At 69.1% G+C, this 16,373-nt stretch carries 17 protein-coding genes; 12 read left to right on the forward strand and 5 right to left on the reverse strand.

Annotated features, from left to right (window positions below):
- The first annotated feature begins 71 nt into the window (after nucleotides 1–71).
- Nucleotides 72–1,292, forward strand: a complete 1,221-nt coding sequence (gene ilvA / locus BMZ83_RS03390) for a threonine ammonia-lyase (RefSeq protein ID WP_074876146.1) — start codon at nucleotides 72–74, stop codon at nucleotides 1,290–1,292.
- 25 nt (nucleotides 1,293–1,317) lie between these two features.
- Here the strand turns inward: ilvA and BMZ83_RS03395 are convergent, their stop codons facing one another.
- Together BMZ83_RS03395 and BMZ83_RS03400 are read right to left on the reverse strand one after the other, a co-directional pair.
- Nucleotides 1,318–1,641 carry a hypothetical protein gene (locus tag BMZ83_RS03395; protein ID WP_074875638.1) on the reverse strand — a complete coding sequence of 108 codons (324 nt, stop codon included), beginning with the start codon at nucleotides 1,639–1,641 and terminating at the stop codon, nucleotides 1,318–1,320.
- A 187-nt stretch (nucleotides 1,642–1,828) separates the two neighbouring features.
- Complete coding sequence (locus BMZ83_RS03400) at nucleotides 1,829–2,566, reverse strand: pirin family protein (protein ID WP_074875640.1); 738 nt, start codon at nucleotides 2,564–2,566, stop codon at nucleotides 1,829–1,831.
- A 198-nt stretch (nucleotides 2,567–2,764) separates the two neighbouring features.
- Here BMZ83_RS03400 and sod point away from each other — a divergent pair, with 198 nt between their 5' ends.
- Nucleotides 2,765–3,367, forward strand: a complete 603-nt coding sequence (gene sod / locus BMZ83_RS03405) for a superoxide dismutase (protein ID WP_074875642.1) — start codon at nucleotides 2,765–2,767, stop codon at nucleotides 3,365–3,367.
- A gap of 162 nt (nucleotides 3,368–3,529) precedes the next feature.
- Here sod and BMZ83_RS03410 read toward each other — a convergent pair whose 3' ends face one another.
- Entirely contained in the window at nucleotides 3,530–3,943 is a 414-nt protein-coding gene (locus BMZ83_RS03410; protein WP_394327183.1) for a Rieske (2Fe-2S) protein, read from the reverse strand.
- 106 nt (nucleotides 3,944–4,049) lie between these two features.
- Here BMZ83_RS03410 and BMZ83_RS03415 point away from each other — a divergent pair, with 106 nt between their 5' ends.
- Genes BMZ83_RS03415 through BMZ83_RS03435 form a run of 6 tightly spaced genes read left to right on the forward strand, consistent with a single transcriptional unit; the run spans nucleotide 4,050 to nucleotide 7,884 of the window.
- Nucleotides 4,050–5,900, forward strand: a complete 1,851-nt coding sequence (locus tag BMZ83_RS03415; protein ID WP_074875646.1) for an aldehyde ferredoxin oxidoreductase family protein — start codon at nucleotides 4,050–4,052, stop codon at nucleotides 5,898–5,900.
- A complete protein-coding gene (locus BMZ83_RS03420; RefSeq protein ID WP_074875648.1) occupies nucleotides 5,897–6,844 on the forward strand; it encodes a DUF7124 domain-containing protein in 948 nt (315 codons plus the stop codon). The genes BMZ83_RS03415 and BMZ83_RS03420 overlap by 4 nt, the downstream gene beginning before the upstream one ends.
- A gap of 49 nt (nucleotides 6,845–6,893) precedes the next feature.
- A complete protein-coding gene (locus BMZ83_RS03425) occupies nucleotides 6,894–7,160 on the forward strand; it encodes a hypothetical protein (RefSeq protein WP_074875650.1) in 267 nt (88 codons plus the stop codon).
- The gene (locus tag BMZ83_RS16730; RefSeq protein WP_166623249.1) at nucleotides 7,160–7,303 is read left to right on the forward strand and encodes a hypothetical protein; all 144 of its coding nucleotides are present in this window, start codon (nucleotides 7,160–7,162) and stop codon (nucleotides 7,301–7,303) included. The genes BMZ83_RS03425 and BMZ83_RS16730 overlap by 1 nt, the downstream gene beginning before the upstream one ends.
- Nucleotides 7,303–7,656, forward strand: coding sequence for a hypothetical protein (locus tag BMZ83_RS03430; RefSeq protein ID WP_074875652.1), 354 nt, complete (start codon nucleotides 7,303–7,305; stop codon nucleotides 7,654–7,656). Before BMZ83_RS16730 ends, BMZ83_RS03430 begins: the two co-directional genes overlap by 1 nt.
- 39 nt (nucleotides 7,657–7,695) lie before the next feature.
- The gene (locus tag BMZ83_RS03435) at nucleotides 7,696–7,884 is read left to right on the forward strand and encodes a hypothetical protein (RefSeq protein WP_074875654.1); all 189 of its coding nucleotides are present in this window, start codon (nucleotides 7,696–7,698) and stop codon (nucleotides 7,882–7,884) included.
- Nucleotides 7,885–7,975: 91 nt separating this feature from the next.
- Here BMZ83_RS03435 and BMZ83_RS03440 read toward each other — a convergent pair whose 3' ends face one another.
- Together BMZ83_RS03440 and BMZ83_RS03445 are read right to left on the reverse strand one after the other, a co-directional pair.
- Nucleotides 7,976–8,602, reverse strand: coding sequence for a TorD/DmsD family molecular chaperone (locus BMZ83_RS03440; protein ID WP_074875656.1), 627 nt, complete (start codon nucleotides 8,600–8,602; stop codon nucleotides 7,976–7,978).
- On the reverse strand, nucleotides 8,592–10,724 hold the full coding sequence (locus tag BMZ83_RS03445; protein ID WP_074875658.1) for a hydrogenase iron-sulfur subunit: 2,133 nt from the start codon (nucleotides 10,722–10,724) through the stop codon (nucleotides 8,592–8,594). The genes BMZ83_RS03440 and BMZ83_RS03445 overlap by 11 nt, the downstream gene beginning before the upstream one ends.
- Before the next feature lie 274 nt (nucleotides 10,725–10,998).
- On the opposite strand from BMZ83_RS03445, the gene BMZ83_RS03450 reads away from it, so the two are divergent.
- From BMZ83_RS03450 to BMZ83_RS03465, 4 genes are read left to right on the forward strand one after another with little or no spacing between them, the layout of a single operon-like run.
- Nucleotides 10,999–14,211, forward strand: a complete 3,213-nt coding sequence (locus BMZ83_RS03450) for a formate dehydrogenase subunit alpha (protein WP_074875668.1) — start codon at nucleotides 10,999–11,001, stop codon at nucleotides 14,209–14,211.
- A gap of 1 nt (nucleotide 14,212) precedes the next feature.
- Complete coding sequence (locus BMZ83_RS03455) at nucleotides 14,213–14,890, forward strand: 4Fe-4S dicluster domain-containing protein (RefSeq protein ID WP_074875670.1); 678 nt, start codon at nucleotides 14,213–14,215, stop codon at nucleotides 14,888–14,890.
- The gene (locus tag BMZ83_RS03460) at nucleotides 14,887–15,315 is read left to right on the forward strand and encodes a hypothetical protein (protein WP_074875672.1); all 429 of its coding nucleotides are present in this window, start codon (nucleotides 14,887–14,889) and stop codon (nucleotides 15,313–15,315) included. Before BMZ83_RS03455 ends, BMZ83_RS03460 begins: the two co-directional genes overlap by 4 nt.
- A complete protein-coding gene (locus tag BMZ83_RS03465) occupies nucleotides 15,312–16,301 on the forward strand; it encodes a cytochrome b/b6 domain-containing protein (protein WP_074875674.1) in 990 nt (329 codons plus the stop codon). The genes BMZ83_RS03460 and BMZ83_RS03465 overlap by 4 nt, the downstream gene beginning before the upstream one ends.
- Nucleotides 16,302–16,373: the final 72 nt, after the last annotated feature.

Below are 16,373 nucleotides of genomic sequence, written 5' to 3' on the forward strand. Positions count from 1 at the left end.
TCGATCACGACGAGCGTGAACGACGACACGAACCGACGCGGAAGCGACCGTGGGCGACGGGGAGCGCGGCGATGACGGTCTCGCTGGACGACGTGCGCGAGGCTCGCGAGCGCATCAGGGGCGTCGAGCGGATACGCGAGACGCCGGTCAGACAGAGCGCCACACTCGGCGAGACGGTCGGCGCGGACGTGTGGCTCAAGCTCGAACACTTCCAGAAGACCGGCTCGTTCAAACCTCGCGGCGCGTACAACTGCATCAGCCGGATCGCCGACCGCGGCGACGCCGAGCGAGTCGTCGCCGCCAGCGCGGGCAACCACGCCCAGGGGGTCGCGTTCGCGGCCACCGAGTGCGGCCTCGACTCGCTGGTGTTCATGCCCGAAACGGCCCCGCAGACCAAGATCGACGCGACGCGTGGGTACGGCGCGACGGTCGAACTCCGGGGGGACACGTTCGCCGACGCGATGGCGGCGGCCCAGGAGCGCGCGGACGAGCCCGGGACCGCGTTCGTCCACGCCTACGACGACGCGGACGTGATCGCCGGGCAGGGGACGCTGGGGCTCGAACTGCTGGAACAGGTTCCCGACCCCGACACGGTGATCGTCCCGATCGGCGGCGGCGGCCTGATCTCCGGCGTCGCGACGGCGATGCGGGCCGCCGAGAGCGACGTGCGCGTCGTCGGCGTGCAGGCCGCAGCGGCGGCGACGGCCCCCCAGAGCCTGCAGAAGGGCGAACCCGTCGCGAACGAGGACCCCGACACGATCGCCGACGGGATCGCGACCGGGAGCCTCTCGGACCAGACCTTCGAGATCATCCGGGAGCGCGTCGACGAGGTGGTGACCGTCGACGACACCGAGATCGCGAACGCGACGCTGTGGCTGCTCGAGCGCACCAAGCAGATGGTCGAGGGCGCGGCGGCGGCCTCGGTCGCGCCGCTGCTTTCGGGTGACCTCGACGTGGGCGGGACGGTCGTCCCGCTGCTCTGTGGCGGCAACATCGACATCGCGACGCTGCAGGACGTGCTGACCCGCGCGCTGGTCGACCGGCGGCAGTTCGTCACGATCCGAATCAGGATCGACGACCGCCCCGGCGTGCTGGGGGAGCTCGCCTCCCTGATCGGCAACCACGACACCAACATCCGCGACGTGCGCCACGACCGCTCCGAACAGGGGCTCCCGGTGGGCGAGGCCGACATCGTCGCCCGGCTGACCACCCCCAGCGAAGCCGCCATCGAGCGGATCGTCGAGGACATCGAGGACGCGGGCTACACGGTGCGGGACGTGGGACCGCCGTAGCACCGAACCCGGCGAGTTCGACCGGTCACCCCTCGGCGTCGACGCGCTCCCACGCCGTCGACGACGAGAGCGCCGGCAGCGCCTCGCGGAACTCCGTCCGGATCGCGCCGTAGAACCGGCTCCGACCGACGGGGCTGCGCAGCCGGAGTACCAGCGTCTCCTCGGTGGCCTCGAACGCCGTCAGCGACCACCCGCCACCCGTTTGTCGCCACTCCCCGAGCGACCGCGCCCCATCGGCGATGCGACTGCCGAGTTTCCAGCTCTGGCGCGTGAGGTTCCGGAGGTCGAGCGGGACGGCGTCTGGCAGCGACGACGGTGAGGGGTCGTCGCGCGGTGCATGCGTCGCCATACCACGCCTCAGGTGGTGGAGCGCCAAAAGTCGCACCCTTCCGTCCGACAGGACTGGGACAACACTCCTCGAGGCGCCGACCGTCGTCGACGCCCGGTCACGAGCCGCGATCGGTCACAACACGACCACGGCAACAGGCTCGGCCCCGCCGGCACGGAGGCCGCCGCAGCTCGCGAGCCGTGATCGGTTACAACACGAACGGGCCGCGCTGCCGAATCGGATCCCCGTGGGGCGCGCCCGAGACCGCAACAAGTCGAAGCCCGTCGCCCTCGACCGTCACGCCGCCGGCGTCGGACGTGGGCAGCACGTCGCCCTTCTCGAACGCTTGGCTGTCGACCGTTCCCTCGCCCGCGACGCCGAAGAGGAACCCCGCCCAGCCGTCGGGGGCTGTCCACTCCCAGGCGCCGTCGACGCGCACGTCGTCGTACTCCATCGACGTGTGCGGGGAGAGGGACGAGCCCTCGCCGACGACGGTCGTGACGGTGGCGCCGTCGACGCTCTCGGTCGGGAGTTCCTCGGCGTCCACATCGGCGTAGTCCGGTTCGGCATCCTTCTTCTCGCTGGGGAGGTTCACCCAGAGCTGGAGGCCGTTGCAGGCGGCACCGTCCGCGGGCATCTCCGAGTGCTCGATGCCGGCGCCGGTGGTGATGTGCATCGCGTCGCCCGCGTGGGCGGTGTGGCTCACGCCCAGCGAGTCCTCGTGGTCCATGCCGCCCTCCAGCATGTAGGAGACGATCTCGAACCCGCGGTGGGGGTGGGTCGGGAACCCGTCGTCGGGCTCGATGTAGAACCGCTCGAACAGCACGAACGGGTCGAGGTTCCGCTGGAACCGGTCAGTGGGGAACGCGCGAGTCGAGTTCACGCCGGTTCCGTGCCGAACCGTCTGGCCGGGGATCGGCCCGTCGACGGCGTGGTCTGAAGACATAGTCCGATCCAGTCGGTCGGGACGGATAACCGCCACGGCGGCGGCACGACGGACCTTCCCGTCTGAATATGGTTCTCCGATAAACTCCCCCCAGCGTGGTTTAGAACCGGTCTTCCACCACTTTCGGACATATCGGACACTGAACTTGAATCCGTTTCAGCGAACGTTCATACCGCCCCGGCACGTAGGGGAGAGTGCATGAGCGATTACGAACTGCCGCCGCTTCCGTACGACTACGACGCGCTCGAACCCTCGATCAGCGAGCAGGTGCTGACGTGGCATCACGACACCCACCACCAGGGCTACGTCAACGGCTGGAACAGCGCCGAGGAGACGCTGGCCGAGAACCGCGAGAACGGCGAGTTCGGCTCGTCGCCGGGCGCGATCGGCGACGTGACCCACAACGGGTCGGGGCACATCCTCCACGACCTGTTCTGGCAGTCGATGAGCCCCGAGGGCGGCGACGAACCGTCCGGCGCCCTCCCAGACCGAATCGCCGAGGACTTCGGCTCCTACGACGCCTGGAAGGGCGAGTTCGAGGCCGCGGCCGGCGCCGCCGGCGGCTGGGCGCTGCTGGTGTACGACTCCTACAGCAACCAGCTCCGTAACGTGGTCGTCGACAAGCACGACCAGGGTGCACTCTGGGGCTCGCACCCCATCCTCGCGCTGGACGTGTGGGAGCACTCCTACTACTACGACTACGGTCCCGCCCGCGGGGACTTCGTCGACGCGTTCTTCGACGTGGTCGATTGGGGCGAGCCGTCGGCCCGCTACGAGCAGGCCGTCGAGCTGTTCGAGTAACCCAGCGACGGCAGCTCCCCAGCGCCGACGCCGGTCGGCGCGCCGGAGCGTGACGCCGTGGCTGTGTCGAAGCAGGTAGCGAGACCACGCCGCGGTCACTCCCTCTCCCCGCTGACGCCGCTCGTCGACGCCGGTCCCGACGGTTGGCACGCCGCCGGCGTCTCAGAACGAGAGGTGCGAGGTCGAACTCGGCCCCTCGTCGTCCTCCAGTCCCCCGTCGTGGAGGTAGGTGTACCCGTCGTCGACGAGGTACACCTCGCCGTCCCTGACTTCGATATCGACTGGTCGTAGCGACGAGCCCGCGGCCGGGCCGTTGCCACAGTCGCCTTCGCAGGCGTCGAACAGCGACCCGTGTTTGGGGCAGATGATCTCGCCGTCCCGGATCGCCGCCCCCCGGCCGGCGTCGAACCGCTGGTCCTCGTGGGGGCAGTTGTTGAGCCAGGCTTCGACGCCCGGGTCCGCCTCGCAGGGAACGAGGATCGCCTCCCGTTCGTTCGTGAACGGGTCCTCGACGCTGAACAGGTACGAGCCGTGCTCCGGGACCGCGTCGACGGCCGCGACGTGTGTCCCACGCATCAACGGCAGGTCGACGCGCCCTGCCAAAAGCATAGCGCCCGCCCCCTGAGCGACCGGTGGCGCTGTCGGGCAACGCTTTTAGCCGTGCCCACCCTGGGAATCACAGATGCAACGGGAGTCGGTGCTGCGCGTCGATCTCACGCGGGGGGTCGCCAGCCGCGAGACCGTTCCCGAGCGCTGGCGACGGCGCTACCTCGGGGGAAAGGGGCTCGGGGCACGCTACCTCTACGACGAGCTGTCGGCCGGCGCCGATCCGTTAGGGCCGGAGAACCGCCTCTGTTTCGCGCTCGGGCCGCTCTCGGGCTACCTCCCGGGCGAGACCCGCTACGCCGCGGTCACCAAGTCGCCGCTGACCGGCGGGTTCCTCGACTCCTACGCGGGCGGCCAGTTCCCGCTCGCGCTCGCCGGCGCGCTGCCGGACTGTCTGGCCGTGATCGTCCAGGGCGCCGCCGACGAACCGACGACGCTCGTCGTCGAGGACGGCGACGCCGAACTCGTCCCCGCCGAGAACTGGGGCGCGGACACCGTCGAAACCGCCGAGGCCTACCCCGACGCGAGCGTCGCCTGTATCGGGCCGGCGGGGGAGAACGAGGTGGCCTACGCCACCGTCGCCTCCGACGCCGGCGACCATCACGCCGGCCGCGGCGGCGTCGGCGCCGTGATGGGCGCCAAGCGACTGAAAGCCGTCGTGGCCCGCGGCGACCGGCCCGAGATTCCGCCCGCCATCCAGCAGTTGCGCGAGCGGACCGACGCCGAGTACGCCGACCACGCGACCGGTCGCTGGCAGGCCGCCAGCGGCACCCTCGAGTCGGTGGAGTTCGCCGACGAGGTGGGGGCGCTCGCGACCGAAGGCTGGCAGGCCGGCCGGTTCGAGGGGAGCGAGGGCGTCGGCATCGACGCGGCCCGCGAGGCCGCGGTCGAGCGCGAGCGCCCGGACGACCGCGTGCCCGGCGGCTTCCGCGTCGACACCGAGGAGGGGGAGATCGTCCCCCGCGGCGCGGCGCCGATCAGCCTCGGCGCCGGCCTCGGGATCGACGACTTCGACGCCGTCGCCGCGCTGGGCGCCGCCTGCGACCACCTCGGCGTCGACGTGATCGAGTCGGGCAGTGCCGTCTCGTGGACCGTGCTCGCGGCCGAGGCCGGCATCGTCGACGAGTCGGTCGAGTTCGGCGACGAGGCGGCCGCCCGCGACCTCGTGGAGCGCATCGCCGGCCGGGAGGACCCGCTGGCCGACGCGCTGGCAGACGGCGTGGCCGAGGCGGCCGCGTTCGTCGAACGCGAGGCCGGAGCTGACGACACCGCGGCGCCGGACGCCGACCTCTCCGGCGAGGAACTGGTGCCGACCGTGAAGGCGATGGCGCTGCCGGGGTACGACCCCCGCGGCGCAGAGGGGATGGCGCTGGCCTACGCGACCAGCGACCGCGGCGGCTGCCACCGGCGCGCTCGCCCCGTCGAGGAGGAAGTGTTCCACGAGCGGACCCGGGCGGAGACCGTTCGGGAGGTTGCGGAGGCCCAGACCGCCCGCTCGGTGCTCTGGAGCCTCGTCGCCGACGACTTCCTGGGCGACCTGCTGCGAGCGGATCTCGGCGCTGAGTGGCTCCAAGCGGTCGGTATCGACCACGACGCGGAGTCGCTTGCCCGGACGGGCGAGCGTATCTGGACGCTGATCCGCCTGTTCAACGCCCGCGAGGGGTTCGACCGCGCGGACGACGACCTGCCGGCCCGCCTCCGGCAGGCTCGCGCCGACGGCGCCGCCGTCGATCCGGAGGCGTTCCAGCGCACGCTCGAAGCGTACTACGAGTACCGGGGCTGGGGGCGTGACGGGCTCCCGACCCGTGAACTGGTCGGGGCGCTCGACCTCGACGGCGTCGTCGACGCGGCGACGCCGCTCTCGGCGGACGCCCCCGTCGCGTCGGCCGGCGACGCGACCCTATCCGACGACACCCAGACAGAATGACCGACAGGATCGATCTCGACGACGTCGAACAGCCCGACGAGGAGAACGAGGCCGACCAGCCCAACCCCGGTGACTGGCTCTGGCGCGGCGAAGGCTCGCCCGACGAGGAGCCCGACGCCCCCGAACGGAGCGTGGACATCGGCGCCGACGACTTCGGGGACGAGGACGTCGCGACGCCGCGGATCCCGCGGGAGAACGACGACCGACCGGTCGGCGTTCCCGTGGAGGGCGGCGGCGCCGGTGGGTCGGCAGCCGGGTCGGGCGGTAGCCCGACCGGCGGCGTCCCGCCGAGCGACGGCGAGGGGCGCGAGGACGCGACCACGAGCGAGGATCCCGCGAACACCGGCGACACGCCCAGCCGTGCGTGGGGCGAGGCTGCGCGGGAACAGGGTGCGTCAGCCGGGGCGAACGACCCCGGCGGCGCCCAGCCCGGGACGCCGTCGGACGGCGACGGCCCGACGCCGAGCGCGAGCCGGACCGCCGAGGGGCACTCCCGGGGCGAGGAGTGGGAGAACGCCCAGCCAGTCGAGCAGTCCGAGTCGACGCCGGGTGCGGCCTCCCACGGTTCGACGCCGACCCGGACCGCGGAGATGACGATGGCGTTCTCCTACCGGGCGATCCGGCGGTTCGAGAACGTCCACGCCGTCCTCGCCGACGCCGAGAACTGGACCGACTACCTCGGCATCGTCGGCGACGTGGACGCGACGGTGATCAACAAGTACCAGCGGGACAACGTGCTGGACCTCGACTTCTTCAACGGCTCCGGCACCGGGCCCGCCGAGCGACTCGCGGCCGTCGGGCCGAACTCGATGTTCCACGCCGAGCGCATGGTGCTCGTCGGCGTCGACGAGCGCGAGCAGGCGTGGGCCGAGGAGGCCGACTGGGAGTTCATGCCGCTTGAGACGGCGGCGGCGGAAGCCGACTGGGAGCTCGGCGAGAACTGATCGTCCGCCGACCCTGGGGTTTTTGACTCGACGGCTCAATGTGTGGCCCATGAGTCTGACAGACGCGTTCGAACGGTCCCGAATCCTGACGGTGGCGTTACTGGCCGCGATCGCGTGGTTGGTGTTCACCGCCGCCCGCGTCCTTGGCCAGTTCGACTTCTGGTCGCCCGAGCCGGTCGGCATGACTCCCGCCGCGGGCGTCGTCGGCCTGCTCGTGATGGCGGTGACGATCCTGTTCGCCGCCCTGGTGCTGAGCGCCTTCGAGAGCGACGAGCCCGCTCCCGAGGCGTGGCCGCCGGAGGACGTCGCCGAATAATGCAGTACGTCTGCACCGAGTGTGACTCCATGGCTCGGTTCGGCGCCGAGACCGGGCCCGTCGACACCGAGTGTCCGGTCTGTGAGCAGGTGACCCGCTGGGAGCCCGCTTTCGAGGCCGAGGCACAGGGGGTGTCGTTCTGATGGCGCTTTCGGTGCGTATCGGCGACCGGCTCGCCGACGCCGCCGCGGAGTGGGCCGACCAGCGCATGCTCGACGACGATGACGCGCTGGAACAGAAGCTCGAACAGGCGCTGCTGGAGGTCGAACACCTCGCCTCCGGGACGACGGAGATCGAGTTCGAACTCGACGGGCGGACGCTCCACTACGCGCCCAGCGACGAGCTCGAGGAACTGCTCGCCGAGCAGGCCGAGCGCGTCGACGCCGACCCGTCGGCGGTGCTCGAACTCCACCTCGAACTGTTCGCTCGCACGTTCCTCCCGGAAGACTCGGTCCAGCCGGGGGCCGGCCCGGGCGCGCCGGTCGACGACTGGTGAGGGAAAACGACTAAGCCCTGTCAGTCCAAGGCTTTCCCCATGGCTCACAAGGACAGTGGCTGGCGTCCGGAAGGTGCGATGGACGCGTTCGGCGACTACGAGGTCTGGGAGTACAACCTCGGCCCCCACGAGATCAACGAGGGCGAGGTCGACGGCGAGATCGACTTCGAGAAGTACGCCGACGAGGACGGCTTCGCCACGTCGGTCGACGACATCGACGACGAGTAACGCGCTCGCCCCTTCTTCCCGCAGTTAGTTGGATCGTGCCGCGCACAGTGGTCACGATCGACCACGGCGCCGAAACGACCCCGAAAAGCCGCTACAGCAGCTGCGCGACGATCTCGTCCTCGAAGGCCGCAGTTCCGGCGGCGACATGTGCGCCGGCGACGAACAGCGGCTCGTCCGTCTGGTCGACCAGGTGGTCCGTGAACTCCTCGAGCCACGTCAGCAGGTGCTCGTCGAGGAAGACGCGCTCGAAGCCGACCGTCTCGTCCTGACCGGCGCGCTGGCGCTCGATCAGGTTCCGCAGGAACGCGAACTCGACGGCGACGTGGTCGTTCTCCTCGCCGTACTCCTCCGGCGGGTTCCAGCCCGCGGCGCCGTAGCTCGCCTCCACGTCGGCCAGCCCCTCGCCGATGAACTCGGTGTCCTCCCGGTAGTACGTCTCGTGGGGGAGCACCTCCGGGCGCGGACCGACCATCAGGGCGGTGTACTCCCCGGCGAGTTCGTCGACGACCTCCGCCACGTCCCGGCCCTGGTTGGCGTCGACGAACTCCTCCAGCGCCGCGAAGCCGGCGTCGAGGTGCTCGTTCACCTCCTCGCCGGGCGTCTCGATCTCCCCCGCGAGGAGGCGCTCGACGAACGCCTCGTCGGGCGTGTCGTGGAACACTTCGATCACGAAGTCGACCAGTTCGATACGTGCGTCGTAAACGGCGTTATCGTCCATTGTTGGCCCCTTGGAAAACGACCTGCGCGCGGCACTCGTCGCAGTACTCGAAGATGCTGTGCTCGGTGTCGCCGGCGACGCCCTCGACGAGGTCGCCCACTTCGTCCCGAACCGACTCCATCGACCCGCGGCTGGTGAACGGCGTCCCACAGCGCACGCACTCGAGCATCTCGCCCTCGAAAACGGGCTCCCACTCCTCGCCGTCGCGGTTCTCCGGCAGCCGGGAGGGCTCCAGTCCGGGCTCGATCGTGATGGCGCCCTCCGGACAGCCGCTCTCACACACGCCGCAGTTCACGCAGTCGGCGTGGTTGAACTGGAGTTCGCCGTCGTTCGTGCGCTGGATGGCGTCGGTGGGACAGAGCGTCGAACACGTCGGCGTGAGGTTGCAGGCGTCCGAAACCTCCATCCGGCCGAACGTGTCCAGCCCGCGGATCACGTCGCGGTCCGGCTCGGTCTCCTCGATGATCCGGCGAACCGACTCCAGCGCCCAGTCGTGGGTGGTGAACGGCTCGCGGGGCGAGTCGGGCCGACCGGTGCCGGTCGCCTCGTGCTCGCCGGTCGGGACCGGGGACGACTCCAGCCCCTCGACGAACGCGTCGAGTTCGCCGGCGAAGGCGGCGGGATCGTCGCCCTCGGGTGCGAAGAAGGCGGTGCGCGCGCCGAGTTCGAGGTCGCCGGTCGCGACGTTCATCCGGTCGACCAGTTCGGCCTTCGGGTCCGGGCCGGAGTGGAGACACGCGTCGCCACAGCCGACGATGGCGACGCCGTCGGCGCCGGCCGCGAGCGCGTGGAGCACGTGAGCCTCGCCCACCGTGTCGGTGCAGTTCACGCGAACCGGGAGGATCGGCTGGTAGCCGGCGTCCTCGCCGCGGCCGGCGCGGCGCCCATAGCTCTCCAGGGCGTCGGCGGCCTGCTCCGAGCAGACGAACGCGACGACCGGCGACTCGATGCCGGCGTCGCCGCCGAAGAACTGGGAGACGCGGCCGCCCTCGTCGATGTCGAGCAGCGACTCGACCTCGCGCGCCAGTCGCTCGTTGGTCGGCTCGCGGAGTTCGACGGCGCCGGTCGGACAGGCGGAGGTGCAGGCGCCACAGTTCATGCAGGCCGTCTCGTCGAACGCCACCTCGTCGACCGCGGGCCGGGAAACTGCCTCGTGCGGGCACGCGTCCGTGCACCGCGTACAGCCCTCGACGCCCGAGTCGCCCGAGGCGCAGATGTCCATTTCGATGTCGAGGTGCTGGGGCTTGGTGATCCCGCCGAGCTGGCTCTCGACGGCGGCAGCGACGCCCCCGTCGAAGTGGGAGAAGTACCCGAGTTGGCCGCCGCGACTCTTCGTCGGGCCGCCGGGGTAGACCACCTGATCCGCCTCGAGCGTTCGCTCGACGCCCTCAGGCTCGATGGCGTCGACCGGGCAACACTCCAGATACTCGCCGTCGGGGGCGTCGGGCGCGATGTCGACGGGGTAGGAGGTGACGCCCTCGTCGGGCCCCTGCTCGACACACTTCATGCAGCCGATGCAGTCCTCGGTGACGCGGGCTTCGAGCGCCAGTTCGAACTCGCCGAAGGAACCTGAAACCTCACGCACGCGGCCGCGTTCGACGTCGACCTCGTCGAGGTCGTGTTCGGGATCGCCGAAGTCGCGGCCGTTCGCGATCAGCGTCACGTCGGCTCGCCCCGAGAGCGCCGACGCCGCGGCCGCGTCCCCGACGACGACGACGTGGTCGCCCGCCTCCTTCGAGACCGTCCGGGAGGGTGACTCCTCGCGCAGGCCGGCGACGGTCGCGTCGATGGTGCGGGCGGTCTTCTCCGTCGCCGCGGGTGTGTCGTGCACCCAGCCCGAGCCCTCGCGGTGGTCGACGAACGCCGTCGCGTCGGGGTGGAGCCCCTGGGCCTCGGCCATCTCACGGATCCGCCGCTGACAGCCGGCGTCGGGGGCGGTCGCCACCACGTGGTCCAGGTCGTACTCGTTGACGACGGCGGCGGCTTTCTCGAGGCCGTCGCCACAGAGGTGGCCCGCGCTCGCCACCACCTCCACGTCGTCGTCGCCGACGCCCTCCCTGACGCCCTCGGCGTCGATGGCATCGGGGGCGCCACAGTCGCAGACGAACGCGCCTACCTTCATCGTCCGAGCGGTTACCCACCGGCCGCATTAGGGCTTGCGACACGGGCAGTCTTTCTTTTGGTAGCCCGAAAATAGCTTGATAGTTCGTGATATACGTTTCGTGAGGTCCGATGCGGTGTCCGATGTTGGTGAATATCGTTTCACGGACGCCGGGGAAACAGGGGAAGAGGGGGCTGAAACCGCCGTACCTGCGTGCGATGGATTGAAGGTGGGTCCGTCCATGTATCCGCTAATTCGTACCAGCCAGTGACAGTTGGTACGACAGGATACAACAATGAGCTCAGAACCAGTCTCCCTCGACCTGGACCGCAGGTCGTTCCTGAAAGCCAGCGCGCTCGCGGGCGCGGTGGCGCTCGGGGGCGGCGGCGCGGGACAGGCGCTCGCACAAAGTGACGGGGAGGTCGACGGAACTGACGAAGAGGGCGAACTCACGAAGACGGTCTGTAACTTCTGTGCCGTCGGTTGTGGGTTCCGGGGCGAACGGCAGGGCAACGCCTTCGTCGGGCAGGAGCCTTGGCACGAGAACCCGATAAACAACGGATCGCTCTGCTCGAAGGGGGCCGCTATCTACGGCAGCGAGCACTCCGAACGGCGACTCAAGCATCCACTCATCAAGGAAGGTGACACCTCGTGGCGGAAGGCCGGCTGGGACGAGGCCCTCGAGAAGGTCGGAAACGAACTCAACCAGATCCGGGAGGAGCACGGTCCGGACTCCGTGATGTGGATGGGGTCGGCCCACTTCTCCAACGAGGAGTCCTACGCGTTCCGGAAGCTCTCGAGCATCTTTGGGACCAACAACGTGGACCACCAGGCTCGGATCTGTCACTCCACCACCGTCTCCGGCCTCGCGAACACGTGGGGCTACGGGGCGATGACGAACACGATCAACGACTACCGCAACTTCGACCTCAACCTCATCATCGGGCAGAACCCCGCCGAGGCCCACCCGATCGCGATGCAGCACATCCTCGAGGGCCAGCAGCGCGGCGGCGATATCGCCGTCGTCGACCCGCGGTTCACCAAGACCGCGGCCAAGGGCGACTACTACTACCGGATGCGGCCCGGGACCGACGTGGCCCTGATGATGGGCCTGATGAAGTACCTGCGCGACGAGCAGAACCTCGACCGGGAGATGCTCGAAGAGCGGGTCATGGGGTGGCCCGACGTGGAGGTCGAACTCGACCAGTACGACCTCGAGACCGTCGAGGACATCACGTGGGTCAGCCAGGAGCAGATCCGCGAACTCGGCGACCTGATCGCCGAGAACGCGCCGAAGGTCCAGATCGAGTGGGCGATGGGCGGGACCCAGCACAACAACGGGACCCAGAACATCCGCTCCTACGCGCTCACCTCGCTGTCCTCCGGGAGCGCCGCCCAGTCCGGCGGCGGCCTGCAGGTCATGCGTGGCCACGCGAACGTGCAGGGGGCAACCGACCTCGCAGTCGCGAGCCACATCCTGCCCGGTTACTACTCGGTCGGTTCGCCCGGTTCCTGGCAGTACTGGAGCGAGGTCTGGTCGAAGAGCCCCTTCACGAGCGGCGAGATCACCTTCGAGGAGCTCTACGACGAGTACGACCTGATGCCGGAGGACCGGTATCTGGAACAGTCCGACGGCGACGAGATCGACGACTCGTTCCCGAGCGAACGGTCGATGATGTTCCAGAAGGGGATGACCGTCGCGCGGTGGTTCGACGGCGGGCTTCCCCAGGAGGAGCGGCTCAACGAGACGCCGCTCTACCAGCCCGACGAGCTGAAGGCCGTCGTCATCTGGGGCCACTCGCTCAACTCCATCTCGGAGATGCAGAAGATGAAGGACGCGATGGACCGGATGGACCTCGTCGTCGTCGTCGACGTGTTCCCCTCGGTGGCGTCGGTGCTCTCGGACCAGGACAACGTCGTGATCCTCTCGGCGGCGTCCCAGTACGAGCACCACCGGTCGCTCACCAACTCCCACCGCTCGGTCCAGTGGTCCGAGCCGGTGCGGCCGCCGTCGCACAACACGAAGCCCGACCTCGAGATCATGCAGGAGCTCGCCGACCGCTTCGGCTTCGGCGACCACTTCGACTGGGGCTCGGGCTCCGGCCTCTACAACGGCAAGAGCACCTACGAGGAGGTGCTCCGGGAGGTCAACCTCGGCGTCCGGACGATCGGCTACCAGCAGGATCCCCAGCGCCTGCAGGAACAGCAGGAGTACGACTACGCGTTCTCCACGGACAACCTCCGGTGTGAGGAGGAGGGACTCCCCGTCTCCGGGGAGTTCTGGCAGCTCCCGTGGCCCTGCTGGGGCGAAGGTCACCCGGGAACGCCGATCATCTGGAACGACGACCTGGACCCGCGCAACGGCGGGCAGGACTTCCGCGCTCGGTGGGGCGTTCAGGCCCCGACACCCGAGGAGTGGGCGGACATGGACACGGACAAGGAGTACCCCATGCAGGAGACCTACGACCAGGGCGGCGAGGAGGCCCTGAACCTCCTGCGTGATCCGTACACGCCCGACTGGGAGTCCGACTTCGACAACGAAGTCCAGGGCGTCCCGCAGTACCCCGGCTTCGCGACGACGCTGCCGGAGGACTACAGCAACCCGGATCAGCTCTCGCTGCCCTACGCCTACGCGCTCGACCCCGACCAGTCCGTCTACGACACGGCGGTCGCGATGAACGAGCGCTACGGGGCCGACTTCGACGAGGACTTCTACGCCCAGTACGACTTCGCACAGCCGGACGCGCCGACCGGGCGTGGCCGGGCTCGTGCAGTCGTCTGGGGCTTCATGGACACCGTGCCGGTTCACCGCGAACCGGTTGAGAGTCCGCGCCCCGACCTGGTCGAGGAGTGGCCCGCCAACGGCCAGCAGACCAACTTCTACCGGCTCGACCAGAACAACGCGGCCGTCCAGGAGCGGGCGACCGCGGCGGCGAACGATCCCGGCGACGAGTCGGCGTTCAGCACGGTGATGACCACGGGCCGGCAGGTCGAGCACCAGGGCGGTGGGGCGGAGTCCCGCTCCAACGAGTACCTGGCCGACCTCCAGCCCCACATGTACGTGGAGATCCACCCGAACATGGCCGAGGAGATGGGGATCGACGGCGGCGACCTCGTCGTCGTCTCCACCACCGACCGCGGGTCGGTGCTGGTCAAGGCTCGCGTCACCCCGCGTCCCGGCCACGGCCCCGAGGAAGAGGAGATCTTCCTCCCGTTCCACTGGGGCGGTATCGCGAAGGGTGAGGACCTACTCGAGAAGTACCCCGACGGCAACGAGCCGTTCGCGATCGGGGACTCGGTGAACTTCATCACCTCCCGCGGCTACGACGTGGAGACCCAGATGCAGGAGACCAAGGCGGCGCAGGCGAAGGTCCGCCCGGCCACCCAGGAGCTCGTCGACGAGCTCAACATGGACGTGGACCTGGAGACGTTCACGTTCCCGCAGGACGAGGCCGGCTTCGGCCAGCAGAAGGACTTCGACACCCGCGACAACACGACGGTTCAGTAAAATGTCCACAAACGAATCAAAGACCGAGATGATGAGCCAGGGGGTGATGGGCACCGGCGACGACACGCGCATCTTCCCCGACGTGGCTGCGTGTATCGACTGTGGCGGCTGTGTAGTCGCCTGTAACCGAACGTGGGACATGCCCCGCGACGAACAGCGCATCAGCATCTCCACGATGCTGGAGGGCGAGGAAGGCGCCGAGGGACTCAACGCGAGCCCCTCCCAGGCGATCGGTCAGGGCGAGAATCCGGGCGAGACCAGCGTCCCGATGCAGTGTTACCACTGCGAGAACGCGCCCTGCGTGTCGGTCTGTCCGGTCGACGCCCTCGTCAAGAAGGACGACGGGTTCGTCGACGTGCGCGACGACGTCTGTATCGGCTGCCAGTACTGCCTGTCCGCCTGTCCGTTCGGCGCCCCGCAGTTCCCGGGCTCGAACGACGGCTCGGCGGAGATCTTCGGCACCGGCGGTACGATGGACAAGTGTACGATGTGTCAGGACCGACAGGAGGTCGGCAAGGGGCCGGCGTGTGCCGAGGAGTGCGCGACCGACGCCATCCTCGTGGGCACGACCGAGCAGATCGCTGACGAGCTCGACAAACGAGACTCCGGGACGTTCTTCAACGACGACGCGATGGAGATCGTCTTCGGTGCCGACGACGCGGAGGCGTTCGGCGTATGAGCAACTCTACCGCAGAGAACGGCGCCAGCAGCTACTCGGGGACCGTCGTCGCGGTCAACGCCGTGATCGCGGTGGCCGTCGCGCTTGGAGCTGTCTGGGTCGTCAACGGGTTCGACGTGTTCTACGAGCGACTGAACCGCGTCTCGCCGACTATCGAGGGCGGCGGGATCGGGACGGCGTTCGCACAGGGGAACGATATCGGGTGGCTCGTGTTCATAGTCGAGGCGATCCACGCGATCGACGTGCTGATGGGGCTGTTCATCCTCGTGATGGTGTTCGTCCACTGGGGCGCGTTCCGGCGCCTCGCCGGGCGGATGCGCCAGCCCGGAGAATCCCGCGCGATGCCGGACGGAGGCTCGCCGGCACAGGGAGCCGGCGCGGACGGCGGCGACACCGGCGCGGAGAACGGAGGTGACACCCGATGACGAACCTCGATCACGGGAAGTTCACGCGCATGACGACGGTGTTCCACTCGCTGCTCGCCATGGACGTGTTCTTCCTGTTCTTCACGGGGTACGCCATCATGTTCAACGACGAGCTCTGGTGGATGCTCACCCTCATGGGTGGCTCCGGCTCGGTCGCCGCGCTCCACCGCGTGTTCGGCGTCGGGCTGCTGGCGCTGATCACGTTCTGGGCGCTGATGATGGTGACCACGGACACCGGCCGCTCGAACTTCAGTGAGGTCATGCCCACGCCTGACGACGCGAAGGCGTTCGTGCAGGACATCCAGTTCGTGCTGGGCAACGCCGAGGAGCGCCACCCCAACGCCCGCCAGTTCGCGGGCGGCACCGCCGACGAGATCCCGCTGCTGAGCTACGTCGGCAAGGGCGTGATCTTCATCTTCGCGGTGGAGCTGGCGCTGCTGTCCATCTCGGGACTGCTCATCTGGAGCAAGACCGGGCTGATGCAGTACTTCGCCACCCAGACGGCGGCGATCGCGTTCGTCGTCTTCCACGGGCTGCTGGGCGTCATTATGCTGATGGGGGTCATGTTCCACATCTTCGAGCACGGCTTCCACCCGGCCTTCTTCCCGGTGGAAACGAAGGCGTTCATCCCGCGCTCGATGATCCCCGAGCACCACGAGGACGGCGACGAGGGGACCGGCATCGAGCGCCTCCAGCTCTCCTCGAGCTGGGCGAGTGCGTCCAACCTCGCCGGCGCGGCGACGGTGATCGGTATCGTCAGCGTACTGACCGCCAGCATCTACGACACCGGCTACCCGGTGTCGCTCGAACTGCTGGTCGGCGGCGGTCCGACGAACCTGCTGCTGACCGTCGGCGTCAACATCGGCATGCTCGTGCTGTTCTTCGGCATGGTGCTGTCGGTGTACGGGAACCTCGTCCGCATGCGCTGGGAACAGCAGATGGCGGAGGAGGAGGCCGACGGCGCCGAGGCCGAAGCCGCCGACTGAGGCGGTTTCTCCCCCTCTCGTTTTCACGGTCGCCAGCGGCGGCGCTGGCTCGTGAGCTCGCTCGGAGAAGGG

The sequence above is a fragment of the Halolamina pelagica genome (assembly GCF_900115675.1).
Taxonomy (GTDB): domain Archaea; phylum Halobacteriota; class Halobacteria; order Halobacteriales; family Haloferacaceae; genus Halolamina; species Halolamina pelagica.